This is a genomic window from Paraburkholderia kirstenboschensis (genome assembly GCF_904848585.1).
In the GTDB taxonomy this organism is placed as follows: Bacteria; Pseudomonadota; Gammaproteobacteria; order Burkholderiales; family Burkholderiaceae; genus Paraburkholderia; species Paraburkholderia kirstenboschensis.
The window spans coordinates 498,813-519,795 of the sequence record NZ_CAJHCR010000003.1; the positions used below are offsets into that span (position 1 = coordinate 498,813).

Consider the following 20,983-nt stretch of genomic DNA (forward strand, 5'->3'; position numbering starts at 1 on the left):
TGAACGCGATGATTGCCAGCAGCCGCCTCATGCGTCCTCCACGACGGAAAGACTGGCGCCGTCGGAAAGACCGGCATCCAGCGTATACGGATCGATGCCCTCCAGGCAACCGATATTGACGCGCCAGAGCTTCGGATCCTTGCGCGTTTGATGAAACGGATAAATACCGCAGTGCTTGCAGAAGAAGTGCTTCGCCACGCGCGTGTTGAACTGGTATAGCGTGAGCGCATCCTCGCCTTGCGTGATCGTCAACTGATCCGCCGTGAACGGCGGGCTCATCAGCGCGCCCTTGCGGCGGCACAAGCTGCAATTGCAGCGCGCCGCGGGAGCGACAGGCGTGTTCACTTCGAATTTGACGGCCCCGCAGTGGCAGCTTCCTGTCAGTCGATCGGTGTTCATGCGGACTCTCCTGATTGTGCAATGCCTGCTTTATAGCGCGTGGCCGGCGGCGATTTATGTCGCAATGTATCCGGGCTTGCGCCTGACACATAACATTGCACCGACGCGCATGCAGTGGCCTCACGGCGCATTCAGAATGCCGGCCGATGGACGCGTCGCGGTTCGGTCAGACAAAAGCTCAAAGACGGGCGGCATCGACGATCGCATCCGCGAATGCTTTCGGCGTATGCATCTGCCGATGCGATCAGGCGAGCCAACGTCCGGCACCGCACAGGCGGCGGCTTTGTATCGCAATGTATATGCGGCTTCACGCGATACACAGCATTGCAATAGGCCGCTTCGCTGACACAAGCCAGATACCCGCCGCCGTTCTAATGCATCAACGACGGAATACGGGCAGCGCTCCTAACGCAGTCTTGCCGGCATTGCTGCAACTGCGGCGTGCTCCCCGGCCACCGGACGCCTTTTTACTTTATCCCTTATGGAGCACGACATGAAAGTATCCACGATCGCTTTGGCTTTGGCTCTTTCCGCTACCACTCTTTCCGCTTTTGCCGCGAACCCTTCCGCGGTTGCGATGAGCAATGTGGACGCGCAGCAAACGCACCAATGGGCGCCGACGCAAAGCGCGGCGAAAAGCCGCGCCGAAGTGCGTCAGGAACTGGCTCGCGCGACGAAAAGCGGCGAGATTGCGTCACTGAACAAGCTTTATCAGGGCAGCTAAGCGTCAGACTCGAGATCAACCTGTTCCCACTCAACTATTAATCGAACTTCGATCATGAACTCATCAAACAAGGTGCTGTACACCGGAAAAACCCACACCACGGGCGGACGGGATGGCGCATCGCGCAGCTCGGACGGCAGGCTCGACGTCAAGCTCGGCTCGCCCGGCGCGTCGGCGACCGGCACGAATCCGGAACAGATGCTGGCCGCGGGATGGTCCGCGTGCTTCATCGGCGCAATGGGGCTCGCCGCGAAGAAGCTGCAAGTCGCACTGCCCGCTGACACCGCCGTCGACGCGGAAATCGATCTGGCGATGAACGACAGCGGCTATTTTCTGCAGGCGCGGCTGAATGTCAGCCTGCCCGGAATCGACCGCGAAACCGCGCAGACGATTACCGATATCGCCCATCAAACGTGTCCGTATTCGAAGGCGACGCGCGGCAATATCGATGTCGTAATCGCAGTTGTTTGAAACTGCCCGCAGTAATGTAGCGTCGCGACGCCGCCACTCTTTCCGGGTGCGGCGTCGTTATATTTGCGCGGTCGTTGAAGCGATAATGCTTGCACCATCACCCTGGTCGAGCATGAGGGAATCGCCATGGACCGAATCGACGCGATGAAAGTTTTCATCGCCACGCTGGACGAAGGCAGCCTTGCGGGCGCGGCCCGCCGGCTAGGCCGCTCGCCCGCAGCAGTGAGCCGTGCGATTGCGTTTCTCGAAGCACATACGGACACTGCGCTGCTCCATCGTACGACGCGCAGCATCAAGCTCAGCGAAGCGGGCAAGCGTTACGCGTCCGCCTGCCGGCGCATCCTGACCGACCTGGAAGAAGCTGACATGCTCGTCGCGCACGAACGCTCGGCGCCGCGCGGTCTGCTGACCGTGACAGCGCCCGTTGCCGCCGGCGAAGACCTGCTGCGGCCAATCGTCGACGAGTTCATCGAACGCTTTCCCGCTGTTTCAATCCGCCTGCAATTGCTCGACCGGCCCGTGAGCCTGATCGACGAAGGTATCGACGTGGCGCTGCGCATCGCGCATCTCGCCGATTCGACGCTCGTCGCAGTCCCCGTGGGCGAAGTCAGGCGCGTCGTTGCGGCTTCCCCCAGGTACCTTGCAAGGCATCCACGCATCAAGGCTCCCGCAGATCTCGCACAGCACCAGATCATTTCAATGACGCACTTCGGCGTCGACTCATGGACCTTTCCCACGTCGAGCGGCTCGCCGATACCTCAGGTCGTTCAGTTCACGCCGCGCTTCATGGTCAACACGATTCGTGCGGCCGTCGCCTCCGCAGTGGCCGGTCACGGCGTCACGCGCATGTTCCTGTATCACGTCGCCGAGGAGGTCAAAAAGGGATCGCTGAAAATCGTCCTGCCCGACAGTGAGCAGGCGCCGCTGCCAGTTCATCTGCTCACGCCCCACGGACGGCTTTCGGTTCCCAAAGTGCGCGCGTTCGTCGACTTTGCCGCGCCTCGCCTGCGCAAGCACTTCAAAATTCTCGGCAGTGTCACCGGCGCGAATTGAACCGCTTCGCGGAAGAATATCTTCCGGGTGCCGTGGATTCTCGCGCGATACGACTCAATCTAGACTGACTGGAATCAGAACCGTCGCATCATCGCGCGGAGGACCACATGAACCAGACAGCCCGCTCCCCATTCCCTTCCGGACTGCAGTCCGTGCGGCCAGGCTACGCCGAACGCAACGAAAACTACTGGCGGCGCAATCTGGTTGTCTGCGTGTTCGGATCATTCACCACGCTGGTGAGCCTGAGCATGTTGCTGCCGTTCCTGCCGCTGTATGTGCAGCAGCTCGGCGTGTCATCGCAGTCGGCCGTTATTGAATGGTCGGGCATTGCGTTCGGCGCGACGTTCCTCGGAACCGCCGTTACCGCACCGCTGTGGGGGCGGCTTGCGGACCGCTACGGCCGCAAGCCCATGCTGGTCCGCGCCGCCGTTGGCATGGCCGTGGTCATGTCGCTGATCGGCGTTGCGCATACAGTGCATCAACTCGTCGCGCTGAGGCTGATTGCGGGACTAGTTGGCGGTTATGCGTCGGCTTCCACGGTTATGGTCGGCACTCAGGTGCCGCGCGAGCGCGCGGGCTGGGCGCTGGGGATTTTGTCGACCGGCGCGCTGGCGGGCAGTCTGATCGGCCCCCTGGTCGGCGGCGTCTTGCCGGCGTGGCTCGGCATTCGCGGCACGTTTTTCGCCGGAGGAGCCATGATCGCGGTCGCGGCCCTGCTGACCATCTTCGTCGTCAAAGAAGATTTTCATCCCGCCGACGCCGACGCCCGCAAGGCCACCAGCGCGATGCCGTCAGCCCGCCGCACGAACTACGCGATCGTCTCGGCGCTCCTCGCCACCGCGATGATGGTGCTCCTCGCCAACATGTCGATCGAACCGATTATCACCGTCTACATTGGCGGGCTCGGCGTGGCGCCCGAGCACATTACGCGTATCGCCGGTGTGGTGATGGCGTGTTCCGCGCTGGGCAGCATGTTGACGGCGGCCCGGCTTGGCGCACTCGCCGACCGCATCGGCAGTTGGAACGTGATTGTCGCGTGCCTGGTCGTGACCGGCATCGCGATGATTCCACAAGCTTTCGTCACGGAATGGTGGCAACTCGGCGGCTTGCGAATGTTGATGGGCATGAGCCTCGCCGGTCTTCTGCCGGCTATCTCGAAGCTTGCAAGGCACTCCGTCGACGAAAGCAAAACCGGTCAGATGCTCGGCTATCTGCAATCCGCGCAATTTAGCGGTCAGGTCATCGGGCCGGTGATCGGCGGGCAGATCGGTGTGTACCTGGGATTGCATTCGGTATTCTTCGTGACGGGCAGCTTGCTGATTGCCTGCGCCGGTCTCGCGCAATGGGCTCGCAAGCAGCAAGACGGCGGAATGCAAGCGCGTTAGCCAGACGGCGAACATTCGTTTCGACAAATTCGCGCGAGCCGCGGCATCGCTTTGTCGCGAGCAGTGCGGCTTCCTAATGTGCAACTCCGCCAGTGTTGTCGTCTCCAATTACTCCGAATTCCACGGCTGTCTTCACATAGAACAGATGCACGCCCTCGGCGCGCAAGCGCTCGAACAATCTGCCGGATTCTTCGCTCGTCACCGCCATCACGATCGACAAGGGCTGATCCCCCAGTTCGAAAAAGTGTGAAGAGTGCACACGGCGATGGTGGCCGATACCCTCGCTCGCCGGTATCACGGTCGCGCCGCGCAGGCCGAGTTCGCCGGCCAGATGGATGAGCCAGTCGGCAAGCGGCTTGCCGCGATGACGGCGATCGTGCTGGGTGAAAAACGTGATCTGGTAGCCGTTCATGTCGATGTCTCCCCGGCGTTGTGCGATGCCGTTCAAGCCACTGCGAGGAAGCGATGCCGGCTGGCGGGCTCGCCGGCGCTCATCGGGCACGGACGCCGGTCGTCCGCGCCGCCTGTGCCGACTGAGCCTCCAGGGTCGCACTGCGCTGCATCCGGTGACGGCCACGCGTCCGCGCCGACCAGCGGCACGAAACTTACTTCGCCGAGCGAGCAACTGCGATAGTCGTCTTCACCGCGGCGGACCAGTTTGACGAGCCGCTGATAATGCCGCTCACGGCCAACCGGCATGACGATCCTGCCGCCGATAGCCAGCTGTTTGCGCCAAGCTGCGGGAATATGCGGCCCGCCCGCCGCCGCAATGATCGCGTTGTACGGCGCGTGTTCCGCAAGGCCTGTCGTGGCGTCGCCAAGATGAACGGTGACGTTGGATATATTCAGCCGCGCGAGGATGTCGCGGGCCGTGGCGACGAGCTCCGGGTGACGCTCGATTGAATAAACATGCGCGGCAATGGCCGCCGCGACGGCAGCCGCGTAGCCGGAACCGGTGCCCACGTCGAGCACGATGTCGCCGGACTGCAGTTCCGCAGCCTCGATCATCGTCGCGACAATGGCTGGCTGGGATATGGTCTGCTCGTTGCCGATGGGCAGGGGTCTGTCCTCGTACGCCAGAGCGCGAAGATAGTCGGGCACGAAAGCCTCGCGCGGCACGCGCCGCATCGCGGCCAACACCTGCGGATCGCGAATACCGCGCCGGACGATCTGCCGCTCGACCATCCGCTCGCGGGCCTCGTTGAAATCGGTCATCGCCACCTCCGTCTTGAGCCGGCGCCCGCCTGGTCGCGTGCCGCGTTGCAGCAGATCGCCGATCTGCAGCACATCGTCCGGCTGCAAGCTAGGTTAAATTGCAGGCGAATGCGGGACCTGTATTCAGTCTACGCGCAGAACGCGCCGGACAAAATCGGGTGGCGTCCTGCGCTCAGTCGACGATCTCGGGTTCGACCAGTTTCGCTAGCTGCATCAGCGATTCCTGCCAGCCGAGGTAGCACATTTCGACCGGTATGACCTCGGGCACGCCTTCCTGAAGAATCGAGACTTCAGTTCCGCACGACACCCGGCGGAACGTGATCGTCGCGGACATCTGGCCCGGCAGGTTGGGGTCGTCGAAGTGATCCGTATAGCGGATCTTCTCGGATGGTACGAGTTCGAGATACTCGCCGCCGAACGAGTGGCTATTGCCGCTACCGAAGTTGCGGAACGACATCTTGTAGGTGCCGCCCACACGCGCTTCAAAATGGTGGACCTGGCAAGTAAAGCCATACGGAGGCAGCCATTTCGCCAGCGCGTCGGGTTCGAGGAACGCGCGGTATACCCGTTCAGCAGGCGCGCGCAATACACGGTGGAGTTTGATGGTTCCGGTAGTCATGGTCAGCCTTTCAGTTGAGAAGTTGGACACACTGTTACGACGATCCGACTACAGTGGAATCGACATGGCTCGATAGAGAAAACATGCAGTGGGCACGCGGCGTGGCTGCCGGCGTCGGCCTTGTCCGCACCGTGCGAGAGGCGCGCTGGTTTTTTCGACATTATGTCCAGGCCACAAGTGACGCGCGGTATTTATGAGACGCACCTTCGTCGCGGAAGATGTCCAGCCACGCGTGGCACGCTGCAAGTGGGCCCGCACAGCCAATCGTCGGACCATCGGCCGATGTGGCTTGAACTGCGCTAGCCGGCAAAGCGCAACGGAAGCGAACAGCGCGCGCTAGATGCGCGGCAGGTCGTCAATGCATTTTTCGATGTGGCCATCGGGAACGTCCGTGTCGATCCCGTCGTGCCCGTTGGTATGAGCGACGGCGACGATTTTCGGCCCGAGAAAGCGCGTGCCGCCGAGCGTGAAGAGGGACCAGACGGCGTCGCCGCGACGGATCGCGGCCACGACCTGCGGCACCTCGACGATCGAAGTGGGCGACAACCAGCTACGCGTGGCCGGATCGACAGCCGCCCAGCGCACGTGCGTGATCCGGTCGGTCGAAGGGTCGATACGCACAGCGTCGATACCGAATGTAGCCATGATATTTACCCCCAAGCACCTTGGCGAAGGCCATCGCACCATGATCTTCCAACGCGCTGACCGACGCAAGCGGCAGCGCGCCGACGCTTTCGCCGTGTGCTGAATATCGACGCATGACATGTGCAAAGCGTCGGGACTCGCACCCGTCTGCCGGTAGGTGAGCATGACTCGCTGTGGGTTGAGGCCGTACCCGGCTATCCGGCTATTCTGCTATCCGGCTATCCGGCTATCCGGCTATTCTGCTATCGCTATCCGGCGCGACTGGAACGATCGTTGCGTGCGCCCTCGCATCCAAGCATAAGATTAGATGATTCCGCCGGTCGCGAAAGGCTCACGTGTCCAGCAAGCATGCATTCATTCAGTGTCAGCTTGACGCGGAGTATCTGGAAGGGCCGCGACGAGCTCTTTACGCCTGGGGAGGCCTCTCCAGGCCGGGCGCACTAATGGCGGTGGCGGTGATGAATATCGGGGAAATGGGCATGAGAATGCGTGACCGGCAGATGAACATGCGAGTGCGTATGCGGTTCGTCGCCGGAATACGGAAAGTCGTGTTCGTGTTGATGATGTTCGTCATGACGATGCCGGTGCGTGTGTTCGAGTTGCTCATGACTATGTCGATGCTCGTGTCTTTCCCGCACGTGCAGCCAGATTCCGAGCGCCATCAGAAGAGCGGCGGCTGAGAAAGACAGATCGGGCAGCGCGGGCCAGATGACGAGTGAAAGCATCACGCCGAACAGCGGCGCAACCGAAAAGTAAGCGCCGGTACGCGCCGTACCAAGATGGCGAAGAGCGACGACGAACAACACGAGGCTAACGCCGTAACCGGCCAGCCCGGTCAGCATTGCCGCCGCCACGGTTCCAGTAGACGGAAGCGAAGCGCCGGCGGCGAGCGCAATCGCGAGATTCACCGGACCGGCCACGAGGCCCTTAACGCACGCAATCACCATTGCGTCGTTCGCGGCGACCTTGCGCGTGAGATTGTTGTCGATGGCCCAGCACAGACACGCGCCGACAATCAGCAGTGCCCCGACAGGCATGCCCGTCGATCCCGGATGCCACGACAGAATCATGCCCCCCGCGACGATCGCCACCATGCCGAGGAAGACCTGAATGTCGACATTCTCGCGAAAAATCGCCCAGGCAATGACAGCGGTTAATACCCCTTCGAGATTCAGTAACAACGAACTCGTGGCCGCCGGCGTGCTCGACAGCCCTAGCATCAGCAACGCCGGACCCGCGACGCCGCCCGTTGCAATTGCCCCGAGAAGCCATGGCAACTCGCCTTTATTGATGCGATGCCCGGTGCTGGATCGCGAGCCGGGCGAGATCAGCAAACGCCATGCGATACCTAAACCGAGCCCGGCTCCACTGCCCAGATAAAACAGTCCCGCAAGCATGAACGGATCGACGGATCCGAGCAACGCTTTGGCCAACGGCGTGGCGGCGCCGAATAGCGCAGCGGCGGTGAGAGAGACGCATATCGCGCCTTGTCCGGATTTCACGATCTAACCTTGACTCGTTGCAAAGGGCTGATGGGCTGTTGGGCTGGTATGCATTCGGTGCCCCCGTGCGCCCGATTATGCTGCGCTTCTGGTTGGGCAACCAGGATCGGGCAGCCGCGCGCCCGCGTGGCAGTTGAGTTTTTCTCAAGCTCACAAAAAAATCGTCAATTTCGCTAACCAGAGCCGCATGGCTAAATCGGCGTTCCTGTTGTTTCGTTTCATCATGCCAAGGAACGCACACGCGATGACCACCCTCCTTCACATCAACGCCAGCGCGCGCAATGGCCGTTCGCTCAGCCGCAAGCTGTCGGGCGCATTCATCGACGCCTGGCAGCAGATCGAGCCCGCGGCTCGAATCATTACCCGCGACGTGGGAGCCAATCCGCCGCCGGTCATCACCGAGGACTGGATCGCCGCCGTCTTCACGCCTGCACAGAACGTCACGCCGGAGCAACGCGAGGCATTGCGACTGTCCGACGAACTGATCGACGAACTCGACCGCGCGGATCTGATCGTGATCGGCACGCCGATGTATAACTATGGGATGCCGGCCGCGTTGAAGTCGTGGTTCGACATGGTTATCCGGATCGGCAAGACGTTCACGTTCGATCTCGCACGCGGAGACTTTCCGCTTGAGCCAGTTATGAGCGGCAAGAAGCTCGTCATTCTGAGTTCGCACGGCGAATTTGGATTTGGCCCCGGCGGCGTGCGCGAAAAGATGAATCACCTCGAAACGCACATCCTGACCTGCGCGCATTATCTTGGCGTCGAACAAAGCCACGCTATCAGCATCAGCTACCAGGATTTCGGCGACGCGCGACACGAGGCATCGGTCGCGGATGCTTTTGCTGCGGTACCGGTACTGGTCAGCCGACTCGCGGGATGTCACAGCGTCAACGGGTGATGCACATACGCCCACTATCCGTGAGCGCTAAAGGCGCTTTTTTTGACGAGAGAGCCGCGACGAGCGCTGAGGGCGCACACGGCTCCTTTCGGTAGAATGCATTCACCGTAACCGGCCCGCCTTCGCATGAAGGTATATCGCCATGCGCAAGTTGCCACCGCTCAATTCGATCCGCGCATTCGAGGCCGCAGCCCGGCATCAGAGCTTTACTGCGGCCGCCGCTGAGCTGTCCGTGACCATTACGGCGGTGAGCCATCAGATCCGGCAACTCGAGGCGCGCATCGGTCACAAACTGTTCGAAAGAACAGGCGGTGCGGTTGCGCTCACGCCGGTGGGAAAAACAATCTATCCGCTGCTGAGAGACGGCTTCGACCAGATCGCTCAGGCATTCGAGGCTGTCAATTCCCACATCGACGAAGATTCGATCCGGATCTCGGCCACCCGTGCATTCGCGCAGCGCTGGCTGATGCCCAGGCTGGCGCGGTTCAATGCGATTCACCCGGACGTCATGGTACATATCCATGGCTCCGAAAAATCCGTCGATCTGCGCGCGGAAGATATCGACCTAGCGATTCGCTATGGTCCCGTCGGCGCGGACGAGCAGAGTTCCGTGATTCTGGAGGACTGCTATATCGCGGTCGCCGATCGCAGCATGTGTCCCGAAGATCGTCCGCCGATCATCGAGGACTTCCGCAAACTTCCGTTTCTCGCGTACAGGTGGGAAAACGGCGCGCTGAATGCGCCGGACTGGTCCGCATGGCTTGCGCTCGTCGAACACGATCAGACGGTGGAGTCCCGCATTTCCTGGTACAGCGACGAAATGCTCGCGCTCTACGCCGCGGAATGTGGCCTGGGTCCGTTGCTGTGCAGCAACGTGTTGATCGACGAAGAACTACGCACCGGGCGCCTGCGCCGGATCGAAGGCCCGTCGCTGCCAGGGTTTTCGTATCGCCTCGTGCAAACGGCGTCGACGCGTCCTAAGAAAGGACTTCGGCTTTTCACGAAATGGCTTTGTGAAGAGGCTCAGTCGTTTAGGGACAGGTCCGCTGTGACCAGCTGAGCGGTCCGCTCCCGGGCAGTGGAAGAACCGATTCCCGATCGAACTTTGAAGTCTGGTACCCTGCGCCCTTTGCAACAGCTTGCATTCAAATCTCGATGGAAAACCCTTTCAACGATCGCGGCGTGTCGGTCACGCGCAACGCGCTCTCATCCGCTGGCCAGGTCTTTCCGCTGCGTGACATTGTCAGCGTGCAGGTCGTCACCGTGCAGAAGAACAAGGTAATACCCATCACCATCTCGCTGCTGGGGCTCGTCGGCGGGATTGTTGGCGGCGTATTGCACGCGCCCGTGGGCATCGTGTGCGGCGTGATGTTGGCGGTTGTCGGCTGGCTGACCTGGGCGACGCAGGACATCACGCATCGTCTGATGGTGCAAACGGCCAACGGGGAACGCGAGGCGCTTTCGAGCGTCGATCGCGAGTTCGTCGAGCGCGTCGGCGCGGCCGTCAACGAAGCTAAAGGCACAGCCGCTTCTGCAGCGCAGAAAGTTTAAGTAAGTCGAGTGAGCCCGCGCTCGCGGGCTCATGCAACCGCCGCCGGCAATGCTCGCGTCGATATCGCCGTCGACGCAAACGGGACGCCGCTGCCGCACGTCGAGCCGCGCTCCAGCGCCTTCACACATCTTTGCAAGTGCGCGCCGGTGCGCAGGTAGAGTCGCCGCTTCTGTTATCGTGCGTTCCCTTCCGCAGGCTTGGCGATGCGGCGCATGCCGCCGCATCGCGGCATTTCCGCTCGCACTGTTGGCAACCGGTAAGAGCTGGTGCATTTTGCTGGCGCATTTTTATCGCGCCATCGCCACCGCTCTTAACGCGTAGCGGCCGTATGCATTGCCTTCGCCAGGGACCGCGCTTTTGCGAGCGTGCCCCATGTCCCTGCTTATTGTCGATGCCGCGCGCCGGCACCTGCACCGTCACTTTTCCCGTTTCACCGCTGCCGCGCTGGTGGCCGCCGGCGCGCTGCCGACGTTGAGCGGCTGCTCGGTCACTTTCCCGACTCCCACGCCGCCGGCACCGGCTGTTTCGCTGATCAACGGCGGCAAGGACGGCGTGCTGATTCCTCTCCATGTGGAACGCGCCGACGAGGATCACGCGCGTCTCGGCCTGCCGGTCGAACTGGACGGCAAACCCGTCTACGTCGCGCTCGATACCGGCACGCAAGGTGTGCGTGTACTGAAATCGGTGCTGCCGGGTTCCGACTATGCGAGCGCCGCGCCGGCCAGCACGCTGCTGCTCGCGAACGGCGCGCAGGTTTCCGGCGCGGCCGTGAAATTGCCGCTGAGCGTCGCCGGATCGAAGGCGGTACAGATCGGCGCGCAAGCGGTCGACACCGTCAGTTGCCAGGCTGCCTCAAAACACTGCGTTGCGATGGACGGCTACAGCGGCGAATTCGGCTGGGCCTTTTCGGGACTTTTCGGCGTGGGCGCCGCGCAACCGGACGACACCTGTTGCACACAGCCGCTGCGCGCATTGGCCGGCCGCATCGGCGAGCGGTATCTCGTGCACTCGAACTTCGCGAAGCCGTATCTGCTATTGAGCCCGTCGAGCGCAATCACGAAGGACTACACGATAGTGCCGATGACCATATCGAAAGACGGCACGATGCAATGGCCGCGAGGCTGCATCAATGTCGGCGACAAGATGACGTTCTGCGCACCGCTGGTGTTCGCCACGGCCACCACCGGCATGATCCGCATTGAAACGGACACCGCGCCGAACTGGACCGGCGACGACAGCGTGGGCAAAGTGCTGATACAGGGTAACTACAACGCGGCCGTCGGCTCGGGTAACTGGGTGCACCGCTACGATGACGCGCAAGTCACCATCGTCAAGGCGCAGCCCGGCGCGAACCGCATCGTGATCGGTCTGATGGGCATGCAGAATATCGACGTGCTGTTCGATTTCCCGCGCGCCCAGTTGGGTCTCTATGCGAGCCGGGCGGTCGAGAAGCTCACGCCTTAAATAAAGCCTCGACAAAGCCTCAACAACGCCTCAACACGAAAAGGCCGCGCATCGTTCAACAGACGCCCGGCCTTTTTTCTCGCCGCTGCGGAAGTCACGCCATCCGCAGCGAAACGACGCAAAAGCTCAACCTAGACTGAGCGGATCCACATGCCAGATCTCGCGTGCATACTCGCTGATCGTTCGATCCGACGAAAACTGCCCCATGCCCGCCACATTCTCGATCGCGCTCTCGGTCCACGCGCGCTTGTCGACGAAACGCGCGTCCACTTCATTCTGCGCCTTCGCAAACGCGGCGAAATCGGCAAGCACCATGTAGTGATCGCCCCAGTCCACCAGCGTGTGGAAAATATCCGAGAAGCGCAAAGGATCGTCGGGCGAAAAATAGCCGCTGCGGATCTGATCGAGCGCCATGCGCAGTTCGGCGTTCTCCTCGTACACTTGCCGCGGCCGGTAGCCGCTCGCGCGCAGGTCGTCCACTTCGTCCGCCGTGTGGCCGAAGATGAAGATGTTCTCGCGGCCCACGGCGTCGCAGATTTCGATGTTCGCGCCGTCCATCGTGCCAATCGTCAACGCACCGTTGAGCGCGAGCTTCATGTTGCCCGTGCCGGACGCTTCGGTGCCTGCCATTGAAATCTGCTCGGACAGATCGGCAGCGGGAATGATCAGTTCCGCCACGCTCACGCCGTAGTTGGGCACGAACACCACTTTGAGGCGGTCGCCGATCAGCGGATCGTGATTGACCTTCTGACTCACATCGCCGATGAGCTTGATGATCGTCTTCGCCATCCGGTAAGCGGATGCTGCCTTGCCGGCGAACATCACGACACGCGGTACCCAGTCGCGCTCCGGATTCGCGCGAATCTGGTTATAGCGCACGATTACGTGCAGCACGTTGAGCAACTGCCGCTTGTATTCGTGTATGCGCTTCACCTGCAGATCGAACAGCGCATCGGGATCGAAATGCAGCTTCGTGTGATGCGCGAGCCGCTGCACGAGCCGCAACTTGTTCTGCCGCTTCGCTTCACGGAATGCTTCGACGAAGCTGCTATCGCTGCGTAGCTCGCGCAGCTGCTCGAGCTCGAACAGATTGCCGCGCCAATGCGTGCCGATCCGCTGATCGATGAGCGACGACAGCGACGGGCTCGCCTGCGACAGCCAGCGCCGCGGCGTAATGCCGTTGGTCACATTCGTAAAGCGATCCGGGTAAATACGCGCGAAGTCGGCGAAGATGTCGCGCGTCATGAGTTGCGAATGCAGCTTCGACACGCCGTTCACCTTGTGGCTCGCGACAATCGCCAGATACGCCATGCGCACACGCCGCTGACCGTATTCGTCGACGAGAGAAATACGGCGGATCATCTCGGCGTCATGCCCCGAATGTTCGCTCACATGCTTCAGAAATCCGGCATTGATCTCGAAGATGATCTCGAGATGCCGCGGCAGCAGCCTCGACAGCATCTCGACGTCCCACGTCTCGAGCGCCTCAGGCATCAGCGTGTGATTCGTGTACGAGAAAATCTGCGTGACGTGTTTCCACGCCTTGTCCCACGGCAAGTGATGCACGTCCACGAGCAGACGCATGAGTTCCGGAATCGCCAGTACGGGGTGCGTATCGTTCAGATGCACCGCGACCTTTTCGGAGAAGCGCCCGAACGTGCTGTGCGTGCGCTGATAGCGGCGAATCAGATCCTGCATGGTCGCCGAGACGAAGAAGTACTCCTGACGCAGCCGCAGCTCGCGGCCCGCCGGCGTCGAGTCGTCCGGATAGAGAAGGCGCGACACGTTCTCGGACATGTTCTTCGTGTCCACCGCATTGCGGTAGTCGCCGCGGTTGAACGCGCCGAGGTCCAGTTCATCGGTGGCACGCGCGGACCACAGCCGCAGCGTGTTGGTCGCGTCGGTCGCGTAGCCTGGAATCACCGTGTCGTAAGCGGTTGCGTTCACATGCTCGGTGTCGATCCATTCGACCTGATCGCCGCGCTGCACGGTGCGGCCGCCGAAATGCACGGTGTACTTGATCTCGGGCCGCGGAAACTCCCACGGATTACCCGCGCGCAACCAGTAGTCGGGCGCCTCGACCTGCTCGCCGTTGACGATCTCCTGACGGAACATGCCGTATTCATAACGGATGCCGTAGCCGAAGCCGGGAATGCCGAGCGTCGCCATCGAATCGAGAAAACATGCGGCCAGCCGGCCCAGACCGCCATTGCCCAGCGCGGCGTCGGGCTCTATGTCGATGAGCGCGTCCATGTCGACGCCGAGGCTCGCCAACGCTTCCTTCATCTGATCGTGAATGCCCAACGCGAGCAACGCGTTGGTAAAGGTCCGGCCGATCAGGAACTCCATCGACAGGTAGTAGACGCGCTTCACGTCCTGCTCGTATTGCAGGCGGGTGGTTTTCATCCAGCGTGCGACGAGCCGGTCGCGCACGGCGAGCGCCGCGGCGTGCAGCCAGTCATGCGGATGCGCAGTGACGGCGTCCTTGCCGACGCCGTACATCATGCGATTGGAAATTGAGCGCCGTAGCGCGTCGACGGTACTGTTGAGCTGGTCGAATTCCAGGTCGACGGCTGTCATCGAAGCCTCCGGGAAAAAACGCTGCCGCATGCGCGAACCGCACAGATGACGGACGGGAGGCGCGTGCCGGTCAGGCGGGTTAAGAATCAGAGTAGGACATTTTACGACTCCCGGATGCCGGCGAGCGCGGGTGCTGGTCACGCACATGCCATGCCCGCTTGTCTGCGCGGCCACGTACACAGCCGACCACTTTTGCGCACGCGTACGGTGCAAGGCGCGCGTAGCCGGGCACTGCACGCGTGCATCGGGTTGATCGGAGCAGTGATGCCAAAGTGTGAAGGTGCTCGCCGCAAGCGTGACAGGATGCGACGCAAATCACGTGACATATGCAATTATTTTTGGCTCGTCACGTTCAGACGGCCAGAGAGGCGATTGAATCTGAAGCTTCATCTGCCCGGTGCTGACGACGTGCGCATCGAGCGAGTGAGGGCAACCGGCGACGGCGCACGTCGACTCGAGCACGCGTCGCGGGACTGACAGTTAGTTGCATACACATGCGATTTCATACACCTTACAGCGCACGCGTGCGCTGCAGGATTTCCGCGCCTCTGTAACAATCGCTACATTCGCCGCGCGGCGGCCTTGGGCGTTCGCCCAACAAGCGCGCGCCCTTGCAGTTTGCACAACCTTGCCACTCGCGCGCCGCGTGTTCAGATACGTGCCGCGTCGACGCGCACACCCGACGAGCCACGCCTTGTCCGACAAGCTGAGCGCGGCATCCGCGCCGCCCTTTCCCCCGGATGCTCCGATGTCCGCCGCCAACCGCCGTGCGATGGCGGCGATCATGCTCGCCGTCGCGCTCGCGACGCTCGACACGGCGATCGCCAACACTGCATTGCCCGCCATCGCCGCCGATCTGCACGCGGCGCCCGCTGCGTCGGTGTGGATCATCAACGCTTATCAGCTCGCGATGGTGGCCACGCTGCTCCCGCTTGCCGCGCTGGGCGACATCATTGGGCATCGGCGGATTTACATTGGCGGCATTGCGCTCTTTACGCTCGCGTCGCTCGCCTGTTCGATGGCGCCCACCCTGCCGATGCTCGCCGGCGCACGCGTGCTGCAAGGCTTGGGTGCGAGCGCGATCATGAGCGTCAATACCGCGCTGATCCGCTTCCTGTATCCGCCGCACCGGCTCGGACGCGGGCTCGGCACGAATGCGCTGATCGTCGGCGTGTCGTTTGCGGTGGGCCCGACGGTCGCGTCGCTGATTCTGTCGGTCGCTTCCTGGCCGTGGCTGTTCGCCGTCAACGTGCCGCTCGGCGTGCTGGCGCTGGCTTTCGCATGGCCCGCGTTGCCGCACACCGAGCGCGGCACGCACAACTTCGATCCGCTCGCCGCGCTGCTCAACGTGGTGACGTTCGCCGCGCTGATTTTTGCGCTCGGCGAAGCGGCCCAGCGCGCATCGACGCAACTCGTGCTGAGCGCCGCTGCCGTTGCCGTGATCTTCGGCCTGCTGCTGATTCGCCGTGAAGCCGGGCACCCGGCGCCTATGCTGCCGGTCGATCTCTTCAAGCGGCCCGTGTTCGCGCTGTCGGCGGTGACCGCCGTGTGTTCGTTCGCCGCACAAGGCCTGGCGTTCGTCTCGCTGCCCTTTTATTTCGAGGATGTACTGCACCGCAGCCAGGTTGAAACCGGCTTTCTGATGACGCCTTGGCCGGTCGTCGTCGCGTTGGCAGCGCCGCTCGCGGGCAGCTTGTCGGACCGCTATCCGCCCGGCCTGCTCGGCGCCGTCGGGCTCGCGGTAATGTCGGCGGGCATGGCCTCGCTCGCGCTACTGCCGGTGCATCCGCATGTGCTCGATATCGGCATCCGCATGGCGATCTGCGGCGCGGGTTTCGGCTTCTTCCAATCGCCGAATCTGAAGGCGCTGATGGCGAGCGCGCCGCCCGAGCGCAGCGGCGGAGCGAGCGGCATCGTCGCGACGGCGCGGCTGCTCGGCCAGACTACCGGCGCGGCGCTGGTCGCGTTGAGTTTCGGGATTGCGGGCCGGCATGGGCCGACGCTCGCGCTCGGCACCGGCGCCTTCTTCGCAGGCGCGGCGAGCCTGGCGAGCGGATTGCGGCTCCTCGCGCCGTCGCATCGGGCAGGCGTGCATGTGAAAGCGTCGGGGAAATAAAAATGGGCGCGCTATTGGGCAGCGCGCCCGTTCCCGTCAATTGATTACAGATTGATAGTCACTTGATGGCCAGTGTGGGCACGGCCGGACCGGCACCGCGCGATGCCGCTTCGCTGCCGCGTTCTGCATGCCGCGGCCCTCTTCGTCTTCGCGTGCGACGTCCCGCTCGATAGCCGCCTGATCCGCACGCAGTTAACGCGCGGCAAAGTACCCCTTCACGGCCGCGATAAAAGTGTCGATGTCCTCACGCGACACATCCTTATGCGTGACGAACCGCGACGCGTACAACATCTGCGTGAGAATGCCGCGCTCCTTGAGCCAGGCTTCGAGCGGCGCGCAGTGCTGTTGGGGGAACTGGGCGAACACCATGTTGGTTGCAACAGACTGCACCTTCACCTGTTCGATGGCTTCCAGACCCGCCGCCAGATGCGCGGCGTTTGCGTGGTCGTCGGCGAGACGCTCGACGTTGTGCTCCAGCGCATAAAGGCAGGCCGCCGCAAGCACGCCCGCCTGGCGCATGCCGCCGCCAAGCACCTTGCGCCAACGGTGCGCCACGTCGATCAGCGCCCGGCTGCCGACCAGAACCGAGCCGACCGGCGCGCCGAGGCCCTTCGAAAAGCAGATCGAAACCGAATCGAACGGCTCGCACAGCGCCGCAACCGGCTTGCCCGACGCGACCGACGCGTTGAAGACGCGCGCGCCGTCCAGATGCGCCGACAAACCGCGTTCTCGCGCAAGCCGAACAGCTTCGGCGACATAACCCTCCGGCAGCACTTTCCCGCCGATGGTGTTTTCCAGCGCCAGCAGACGCGTGCGCGCAAAGTGGTTGTCGATCGGTTTGATCGCGGCCGCGATCTTGTCGAGCGGGATCGAACCGTCAGCGGCATTTTCGAGCGGTTGCGGCTGGATGCTGCCGAGCACCGCCGCACCGCCGCCTTCGTATTTGTACGTGTGGGCCAACTGCCCGACGATGTATTCGTCGCCGCGTGCGCAATGCGCCATCAACGCCGCAAGGTTGCTTTGCGTGCCGCTCGGGAAGAACAGGCCGGCCTCCTTGCCGGTGCGTTCGGCAAGCGTCGACTGCAGACGCAACACGGTCGGGTCGTCGCCCCAGACGTCGTCGCCGACTTCGGCGGCCGTCATGGCCGCGAGCATCGCCGGAGTCGGACGGGTTACGGTATCGCTGCGCAAATCGATCATTGTGTGTCCCTGTGCGTCTTTCGTGTGAGAGGCCATGACGGTCGGCCGGACTGCCGCGTCTGCTTGCAACGATTGCAACAGTTGCAACGGCAAGACCGGCGCCGGCTTGTGAGCCACACAGTGTATTCAATTCACGCGGCACTCGCATGGCCGCGTGAAAGTCGGTAGGTCGATCCAAGCGGACGGGACTCAGCCCGCGCACACGTCGGACTGAAGCCCGGCCCAACTGCGCTTACCCGCCGGGCTTAGGCAGCCACGCGAGCGGATCGACCGGCTGGCCGTTCTGACGAACCTCGAACTGGATTGACGCGACGCCGCGGCTATCCACGCCGACTTCGCTGATGGTCTGCCCTTGCGCAACCGCATCGCCTTCCTTGACGAGCAGCGTGCTGTTCTGGCCGTAAGCGGTGATCAGCGAGTCGTCGTGCTTGATGATGATGAGCGGGCCGTATGCCTCGATGCCCGAACCCGCGTAGACCACACGGCCGGTGGCGGCTGCCTTGACGGGATCGCCGGGTCGTCCGCCGATCACGATACCGTTCGACTTGCCTGTGGCGAAGGTCTTCAGGATGGGCCCCCGCAACGGCCATTGCAGCACGCCCTGCTGTGGCGCGGCCGCCGCCGTGGGCGCGGCGGGTGCCGCGGGAGTGCTCGGCGCCGCGGCGGCGGGGGGCGGCACGACACTGCCGGACGCCATCGGCGGAGCAACGCGCAGCACCTGTCCGGGCGCGACAGCCGCATTCACCGGCAGACCGTTCCACGTCGCGATGTCCTGCGGCCTATGCCCATAAGCCGATGCAACTCCGGCAAGCGTATCGCCGGGATTGACGCGGTAGAAGCCTGCCGGCACGGGCACCGTGCTGAGCGTGGTGGGTCGGGATTGTGTGTTGCCGTAGAACGGCGTGTTGTCCCACGGCGCGCTCACGCAGCCGTTGAGTATCACGCCTAGCGCGGCAGTCGCCAGCAAACGGGTCCCCGTCAGTTGCCATGGTCTCATCATGTGATTTGTCCTCGACATTTTTTGGATTCAAGCTTTTGATCGATCGTCTTGACCGTTGCCCGTAGCATTTGCCGTGCCGCTTGCGGATTAGCGCGGCAGCCGCGCACATTACCGCGCTTGCGCAAACTTAAACACTGCCCTCAGCTTCCACCACGAGAATGCGCGCCGCGCCGATCGGATGCGCCACGTGCTCGGTGCCCGCCGACGCATAGAACACATCGCCCGTTTCCAGAATAGCCGCCTGCTCGACGCCGTCCTGGCGATAGCGCATCTCGACGCGGCCGTCGAGCACGGCGAACACTTCTTCGCCGTCGTTCACATGCCACTTGTAAGGCTGATCCGTCCAATGCAGACGTGTAGTGATGCCGCCCATGTTGGCAATGTCGAGCGCGCCCCAGGGGCGCGTCGCGGTGAAGCTCTTGCTGCGAATGATCTTCATGGTCGCTAAGGCACTCGGTAGAGAAGGCGCCGCTTTGCGCCGGTCGCAATCCGCCATGGACACGGCGCACACCGGGAGCTGCCGGCCAGCGTTTGGAGCGTCCATTATAAGTCGCGTGGCGCGCGCGCCACGCTCTGTCAGCGAGTGCCGGCCGCAATGGTGTGAGCATTGAAACCTTTGGACCCTCGCCTATACTCAACCTTGCTGCGCCGACGCGGCGTGGACTGAAACGACCGCATCCCGCATGGAGTCGACGATGAACAAAGCCACATTTCTCGCCGTGCAACTCAACGTCGACGACGTGGCCGCGTCGCCGGGACTGGCCGAATTGTTGAACACGCATCTGATTTTTGCCGCCGATGTGGCGGAGGCCGCCGACGCACTCGTGCAGCTCGCGAGCATCGCGGGACTGTCGGGCGGCGTCGAGGCGCGCGTCGAGATTCCCGCGCTGGCCATCGAGCGTCTGCGCGAGGCGCTCGACATTCTGAGCGGCTACGACGAATCGTGGCTGCTTGCGCTTGAACCGAGCCACGCGCTATTCGCGGACATAGGCCGGCAACGCACCCTGCATTGAGGCTGCGCTCGCGGACGACATCCGCAGGCAGTGCAGCCCCCGGCGCGAGCGCGGCAACCGCTCACTCGCGCCGTTGCGCCATCGCTTTTCGCTCACCGCCCAATCCGCCAGTTAGCCGGAACGCTTTATTGCCGGCGCCGTCTGGCCTTCGGGCGAGTCAACTGGAGGAACCGCCGTGAAAAGTCTCCTGAACCGCCGTAGCGTGCTGGCAGGCCCATCGCATGTCGTCAGGGTCGCGCAGGACAATGCCACCGCGCCCGTCTCGCCCGACGATGCCGATGAGGCGTCGCCGGAGATGGCGTCCGACGCGTCGCGTGCGCTTGGGTCTACTCTTGCGTCCGATGCTTCGCCCGGGCTCGCATCCGACCCGGCGCACGCGGCGGTGGCCCGCGGCGCCGCTCGTCCGGTGCTGACATTGCGGCCCGTTCAGACCGTGCCGTCGCAGGTGAGCGCGCGTGGCGTGCAGATTGCGAATACCGCCGAAGTCGAATGGCTCGCCGAAGAAGAGGCGCTTATGCCGTTTCGCGTGTTCCGCAGCTTCGCGTATTCGGTGAGCCTGCTGTTTCACGCGAAGGAGCTGACCTACTACGTCGCCCTCTATCAGGATGGTGCGCTGTGGCGCGCGTTGAAGGCCGCCGACCTCGAAGCCGCCGAAGCGGCCTTCCATCATTTCGAAGACCAGGCGACCCGGCTCGCGGACTGCGAAACTCGCCGCGCGCAACTGGAGGCGCAAAACGAGCAGTTGGCCCGCATGATCGCGCGCTCCGAAGCGCAAGCCGAACGTCTGCGCAGCGATTTGCAGCGGCGTAGCGCGCAGGAACAGGCGGCGTCGAGCCGGCAGCATCAGGTGCGCAAGGAAGTGTCGCAGCTCGAGGCTCAACGCGTGGCCGCGCAGGCGCATCTGAACAAGGCACATCGGCAGATGCAGCAACTCAATCTGACGAGCAACGAAGCGATTCCGCATTTGCCAACTCGTTGATTCGCCGGATTCCGGTACGAAGACGGTGCGCTGTGCAGCACGCCTGCCCCGCGCGAGACGTCGTCAAAGCGGTAAACGGCAAAACGCCGTCAAGGCAAAAACCTTGACGGCGTTTTTTCTATCCGCGGCCACCTGTCAGTCAGGCGGCGCTTCTGCTCGGCT

Annotated in this window: 21 protein-coding genes; 11 read left to right on the forward strand and 10 right to left on the reverse strand. The window is 62.9% G+C overall.

The genetic code is table 11. The features are described 5' to 3' along the window. Positions 1–27: 27 nt before the first annotated feature. Complete coding sequence (locus JMY24_RS12050) at positions 28–399, reverse strand: GFA family protein (RefSeq protein WP_128591604.1); 372 nt, start codon at positions 397–399, stop codon at positions 28–30. Positions 400–892: 493 nt separating this feature from the next. Here JMY24_RS12050 and JMY24_RS12055 point away from each other — a divergent pair, with 493 nt between their 5' ends. The 4 genes from JMY24_RS12055 (at position 893) to JMY24_RS12070 (ending at position 4,032) form a co-directional block, all read left to right on the forward strand. After that, positions 893–1,123: a DUF4148 domain-containing protein gene (locus JMY24_RS12055; protein WP_128597623.1), complete on the forward strand. Its 231-nt coding sequence runs from the start codon at positions 893–895 to the stop codon at positions 1,121–1,123. A 54-nt stretch (positions 1,124–1,177) separates the two neighbouring features. Further along, on the forward strand, positions 1,178–1,594 hold the full coding sequence (locus JMY24_RS12060; RefSeq protein ID WP_128591608.1) for an organic hydroperoxide resistance protein: 417 nt from the start codon (positions 1,178–1,180) through the stop codon (positions 1,592–1,594). Positions 1,595–1,720: 126 nt separating this feature from the next. Then, positions 1,721–2,647, forward strand: a complete 927-nt coding sequence (locus tag JMY24_RS12065) for a LysR family transcriptional regulator (RefSeq protein ID WP_128597622.1) — start codon at positions 1,721–1,723, stop codon at positions 2,645–2,647. Between the two features lie 107 nt (positions 2,648–2,754). After that, positions 2,755–4,032: an MFS transporter gene (locus JMY24_RS12070; RefSeq protein ID WP_201702108.1), complete on the forward strand. Its 1,278-nt coding sequence runs from the start codon at positions 2,755–2,757 to the stop codon at positions 4,030–4,032. A 73-nt stretch (positions 4,033–4,105) separates the two neighbouring features. On the opposite strand, the gene JMY24_RS12075 is transcribed toward JMY24_RS12070, so the two are convergent. From JMY24_RS12075 to JMY24_RS12095, 5 genes are all read right to left on the reverse strand, one after another. Next, positions 4,106–4,444 (reverse strand): DUF190 domain-containing protein, encoded by a 339-nt coding sequence (locus JMY24_RS12075; protein ID WP_128597614.1) that lies wholly within the window; start codon positions 4,442–4,444, stop codon positions 4,106–4,108. A 32-nt stretch (positions 4,445–4,476) separates the two neighbouring features. Further along, positions 4,477–5,247, reverse strand: a complete 771-nt coding sequence (locus JMY24_RS12080; protein ID WP_128597621.1) for a protein-L-isoaspartate(D-aspartate) O-methyltransferase — start codon at positions 5,245–5,247, stop codon at positions 4,477–4,479. Between the two features lie 172 nt (positions 5,248–5,419). After that, positions 5,420–5,866: an SRPBCC family protein gene (locus tag JMY24_RS12085; protein ID WP_128587772.1), complete on the reverse strand. Its 447-nt coding sequence runs from the start codon at positions 5,864–5,866 to the stop codon at positions 5,420–5,422. Between the two features lie 336 nt (positions 5,867–6,202). Then, positions 6,203–6,511: a hypothetical protein gene (locus tag JMY24_RS12090; protein WP_128587774.1), complete on the reverse strand. Its 309-nt coding sequence runs from the start codon at positions 6,509–6,511 to the stop codon at positions 6,203–6,205. Between the two features lie 440 nt (positions 6,512–6,951). After that, on the reverse strand, positions 6,952–8,013 hold the full coding sequence (locus tag JMY24_RS12095; protein ID WP_128597615.1) for a DMT family transporter: 1,062 nt from the start codon (positions 8,011–8,013) through the stop codon (positions 6,952–6,954). A gap of 244 nt (positions 8,014–8,257) precedes the next feature. Between JMY24_RS12095 and JMY24_RS12100 the strand changes: the two genes are divergently transcribed. The 4 genes from JMY24_RS12100 to JMY24_RS12115 all read left to right on the forward strand — a co-directional run bounded on the left by JMY24_RS12100 (position 8,258) and on the right by JMY24_RS12115 (position 11,933). Beyond that, positions 8,258–8,917, forward strand: coding sequence for an FMN-dependent NADH-azoreductase (locus tag JMY24_RS12100; RefSeq protein ID WP_128597616.1), 660 nt, complete (start codon positions 8,258–8,260; stop codon positions 8,915–8,917). 142 nt (positions 8,918–9,059) lie between these two features. Continuing rightward, on the forward strand, positions 9,060–9,977 hold the full coding sequence (locus JMY24_RS12105) for a LysR substrate-binding domain-containing protein (RefSeq protein WP_128597617.1): 918 nt from the start codon (positions 9,060–9,062) through the stop codon (positions 9,975–9,977). 95 nt (positions 9,978–10,072) lie between these two features. Continuing rightward, on the forward strand, positions 10,073–10,468 hold the full coding sequence (locus tag JMY24_RS12110; RefSeq protein WP_128597618.1) for a DUF6232 family protein: 396 nt from the start codon (positions 10,073–10,075) through the stop codon (positions 10,466–10,468). Positions 10,469–10,841: 373 nt separating this feature from the next. Continuing rightward, positions 10,842–11,933, forward strand: a complete 1,092-nt coding sequence (locus JMY24_RS12115; RefSeq protein WP_128597619.1) for a hypothetical protein — start codon at positions 10,842–10,844, stop codon at positions 11,931–11,933. A 126-nt stretch (positions 11,934–12,059) separates the two neighbouring features. On the opposite strand, the gene JMY24_RS12120 is transcribed toward JMY24_RS12115, so the two are convergent. After that, on the reverse strand, positions 12,060–14,513 hold the full coding sequence (locus JMY24_RS12120; protein ID WP_128597620.1) for a glycogen/starch/alpha-glucan phosphorylase: 2,454 nt from the start codon (positions 14,511–14,513) through the stop codon (positions 12,060–12,062). A 748-nt stretch (positions 14,514–15,261) separates the two neighbouring features. Here JMY24_RS12120 and JMY24_RS12125 point away from each other — a divergent pair. After that, positions 15,262–16,629: an MFS transporter gene (locus tag JMY24_RS12125; protein ID WP_201702109.1), complete on the forward strand. Its 1,368-nt coding sequence runs from the start codon at positions 15,262–15,264 to the stop codon at positions 16,627–16,629. A gap of 192 nt (positions 16,630–16,821) precedes the next feature. Here the strand turns inward: JMY24_RS12125 and ltaE are convergent, their stop codons facing one another. The 3 genes from ltaE to JMY24_RS12140 all read right to left on the reverse strand — a co-directional run bounded on the left by ltaE (position 16,822) and on the right by JMY24_RS12140 (position 19,268). Further along, positions 16,822–17,829 (reverse strand): low-specificity L-threonine aldolase, encoded by a 1,008-nt coding sequence (ltaE, locus tag JMY24_RS12130; RefSeq protein ID WP_128597624.1) that lies wholly within the window; start codon positions 17,827–17,829, stop codon positions 16,822–16,824. A gap of 232 nt (positions 17,830–18,061) precedes the next feature. Next, positions 18,062–18,829 (reverse strand): peptidoglycan DD-metalloendopeptidase family protein, encoded by a 768-nt coding sequence (locus JMY24_RS12135; protein WP_201702110.1) that lies wholly within the window; start codon positions 18,827–18,829, stop codon positions 18,062–18,064. A 127-nt stretch (positions 18,830–18,956) separates the two neighbouring features. Continuing rightward, complete coding sequence (locus JMY24_RS12140) at positions 18,957–19,268, reverse strand: cupin domain-containing protein (protein ID WP_128597625.1); 312 nt, start codon at positions 19,266–19,268, stop codon at positions 18,957–18,959. Positions 19,269–19,524: 256 nt separating this feature from the next. Between JMY24_RS12140 and JMY24_RS12145 the strand changes: the two genes are divergently transcribed. Both JMY24_RS12145 and JMY24_RS12150 read left to right on the forward strand, forming a co-directional pair. Then, positions 19,525–19,842, forward strand: a complete 318-nt coding sequence (locus JMY24_RS12145) for a hypothetical protein (protein WP_128592540.1) — start codon at positions 19,525–19,527, stop codon at positions 19,840–19,842. 175 nt (positions 19,843–20,017) lie between these two features. Further along, a complete protein-coding gene (locus JMY24_RS12150; protein WP_128597626.1) occupies positions 20,018–20,821 on the forward strand; it encodes a DUF2968 domain-containing protein in 804 nt (267 codons plus the stop codon). Positions 20,822–20,983: the final 162 nt, after the last annotated feature.